Source organism: Peribacillus sp. P4_C12 (genome assembly GCF_056402095.1).
The window spans coordinates 1-3,286 of the sequence record NZ_JBFUIB010000423.1; the positions used below are offsets into that span (position 1 = coordinate 1).

Consider the following 3,286-nt stretch of genomic DNA (forward strand, 5'->3'; position numbering starts at 1 on the left):
CAATAATACCAATAGTAATAAATGATTAGGGGGGAAATAGATGTAATTTGACATCCGATGGTTCAATTGCAGACTGTTTTCAAGCGAGTTGTTGATTCTACCTTTAATTAGAATTCAAATATTTCGTAATTCGGAGCAAAGGTTGTATTCTAAAGTAATTTCTAATTTAGGGCAGATGCATGTATCTCATTTACTTCACAGAATCATTGAAGTTCTTTAATAAACCAATATATTTCAAGTAAGAGGCAGCTGAGACCTCATATTAAAATACCAAAATTCTTTGGTTAAAATGAAAAACAAACCTCCATTGGAAAATGAAGGCCTTGTATAAAAAAATTATGATGATTTTTTTATATACTTTATTTCTTCTACAACTTTTTTGTCCTGACGTGCATAAGCTCCGTAATACAGACCGCCTACGAGAATGGCACCACCAACAGCATTTCAAGGAAGACTGGGATAAAGTTCATAAAATACTCACCCCAAGTAATGGCACCAACGAAAATTCCTGCTGGAATGACAAACATATTGGCAACAATATGCTGGAATCCAAGTGTAATGAAAGCACAAATCGGCAAGAACAATCCAATGATTTTTCCTGTAGTATCTTCAGCGCTGTATGTAATCCAAATAGCCAGGGCTACCAGCCAGTTACAGCCGACAGCTGAAATGAATGCTTCAATAAAATTGGCATCCACCTTTGATTGTGCTGCAGCTATCGTTTTATTCAAAAAGATATCAGTTTCGGTCAATCCAAGTAGATGTCCGAAAAAGTAAGCAACAAAAATGGCACCTGCGAAGTTGGTTATAGCAATTAAGATCCAGTTTATTGATAATTGTTTAACAGATACTTTTTTAGCAAGCGCAGCCATCGATACAGCCATCATATTTCCAGTTAATAATTCTCCGCCGGCAATTACAGTAAGTATTAAACCTAACGGGAATACTAAACCACCTATTAAGTTATTCAGTGTACCCCACTCATGTGGTAAGCCTGCAGTGACCCTTATGTTAAATAAATAGCCCAAAGCGATAAAGGCCCCACCTAGGAAACCTAGTATTATTAGACTAGTTAGTGGCAATGTTGCTTTCTTAGTTCCTGCTTTGATTGCAATTTTCGCCATTTGTTGCGGGTTATAATAACTCATATTGCTCCCCCTAGCTGATGTTTCAAAAAAATTTGTTAGAATGTGTTACTTATTTAGTTGTAAAAACCCTTGAAAATACTTACTAAACAAAGATTACCAACAGTTATTATACATTAGTTTTAAATATATGCTATTACGAAATAACKAATTTAGGATTTTTTAATAGAAAAAACTAGGCCTTTATCACAGTTTAGGGTGGTTCAAAAATATATAATACAAAAAGAAAATGCTAATAATATAAAGCCTGAATTTTTAAAAGTGTAAATTATAGACTGCCTTCTAAATATGATAAAACGATTTTATACTTTTGAGTTTGAGTGAGATAGGGGGAGTAGGGTAGCTAGTTTTTCTAGAAGGAATAAAAGTACTTTCTTATGAAGTTCCTGAAAAGTGCCCATACAGTAATTGTTTTCAATTTTTATAAAATATAAATTCTGATGAAAATATAATAAAGAGTAAAATATAAAATGAAAAAGGCATTATCACAAGAAAATTCCCAATAAGGAAGTTATCTTGATAATGCCTTGATCTAAAAGATTTATCTAACAATATAGTCAGATAAACAACTCTGGTTTATGATATTTTACTTAATGTATTAGTAAATCCTTGTTTCTGTTCTCTTTGCATTTTTTTGATATCTAAACGTAGCCAGATGGAAATGACGAAAGCGATTGCAATTAATCCAGCGAAAACATAGAACACTGGAATATAACTGTTTGTACTTTCTCTAATTGCGGTAACCAGCATTGGTCCACAAACTCCTCCAAGAGACCATGTTGTTAAAAGATAACCATGGATAGCACCAATTTCTTTTGTTCCAAATAAATCTCCAGCAAATGCAGGGAGATTTGAGAAACCTCCACCATAACAACTAACAACTAACAAAATAAGTCCTTGGAACAATAACGTATTTGTAGTAGTTGGAAGTAAAAGGAATGCTCCGATTTGAATAATAAAGAATATGACGAAAACATTTGAGCGACCGATATAATCAGAGGCTGCTGCCCAACCAAGTCTGCCTCCACCATTAAAGATTCCCATGATACCTACCAGTGCTGCTGCGCCAGCTACAGACAATCCAACTACGTCTTGAGCCATAGGAGAAGCCACAGAAATCATCATTATCCCTGCACTAGTATTAATTAATTTCATAGACCAAAGCATCCAGAAATGTTTTGTTTTAACGGCTTCTTTTGCAGTTAATTGTCTTAGATCTTTTTTAATTTCTTTTTTTCCTGACTCAAAATCTTTTTTCATACCTTCAGGAATGTAATTCGCTTTTGGTGGTGCAATATATGAAGCACCTAAAAACATAAGAATGAAATAGCCTGCTCCTAATATATAATAAGTAGAATAAATTCCAACGGATTCCATAAGACTTGCTGCAACTGGGGCAGTAATAAGAGATCCAGCACCAAAACCGAGTACAGCCATACCTGTTGCTAATCCTCTTCTATCAGGGAACCATTTGACAAGAGTAGATACTGGTGAAATGTACCCAATACCCATACCAAGTCCACTTAATACTCCATATGTTAGTAAGTAAAGTGGAAGTGAATCGATCATGACAGCCAAACCAGAACCGGCTTGTCCTAAACCGAATAATACAGCAGCAACTAAGGCAGATTTTCTTGGACCATTCTTTTCAACAAATTTACCAAAGAAAGCTGCAGAGGTTCCTGCAAGCGCCATCATTATTGTAAATGCTAAAGTTACTTCAGTTTCTGACCACCCCATAGTCTCAACTAAAGGTTTCTTGTATACGCTATATGCGTATGCACCACCAATGGAAAGGTGAATGGCAATAGCAGATAAAGCAATTAACCACCTGTTTTTTTTCATTTTGTTACCCCTTTTCGTGAAGTATAAGAGAGTTGCATGCGTTTTATCTATAATAATATGAATTGCATGCATTTTGTCTATCTCGTGGGATAAGTATATAAGATTATTATTTAGTAGTAAACTACTAAATTGAATTTTACTAAAAAAAATGTTGCTATAACATTCTTATACAAATCCGAATCGGCTTAGAAAAAAATTTTATTTTATATCTTACTCACATAGGGAATAGGAAGACAAATTTAGGTGAGAGGCATAAATTAGCAGCTGTAGAATGTTATATAAGAATCCCTTGTATC

At 34.3% G+C, this 3,286-nt stretch carries 1 protein-coding gene and 1 pseudogene; both read right to left on the reverse strand.

Translation table 11 applies throughout. The annotated features are described in order from the left end of the window. Window positions 1-336: 336 nt before the first annotated feature. Window positions 337-1,148 (reverse strand): annotated as a pseudogene (locus AC1DUW_RS24180) (formate/nitrite transporter family protein). A 573-nt stretch (window positions 1,149-1,721) separates the two neighbouring features. After that, window positions 1,722-2,990, reverse strand: a complete 1,269-nt coding sequence (locus AC1DUW_RS24185) for an L-lactate MFS transporter (protein ID WP_057218927.1) — start codon at window positions 2,988-2,990, stop codon at window positions 1,722-1,724. Window positions 2,991-3,286 lie beyond the last annotated feature (296 nt).

Excerpts from the sequence above, each read along its gene's own strand:
- AC1DUW_RS24185 (WP_057218927.1), bottom strand. The coding sequence starts at position 2,990 with ATGAAAAAAAACAGGTGGTTAATTGCTTTATCTGCTATTGCCATTCAC.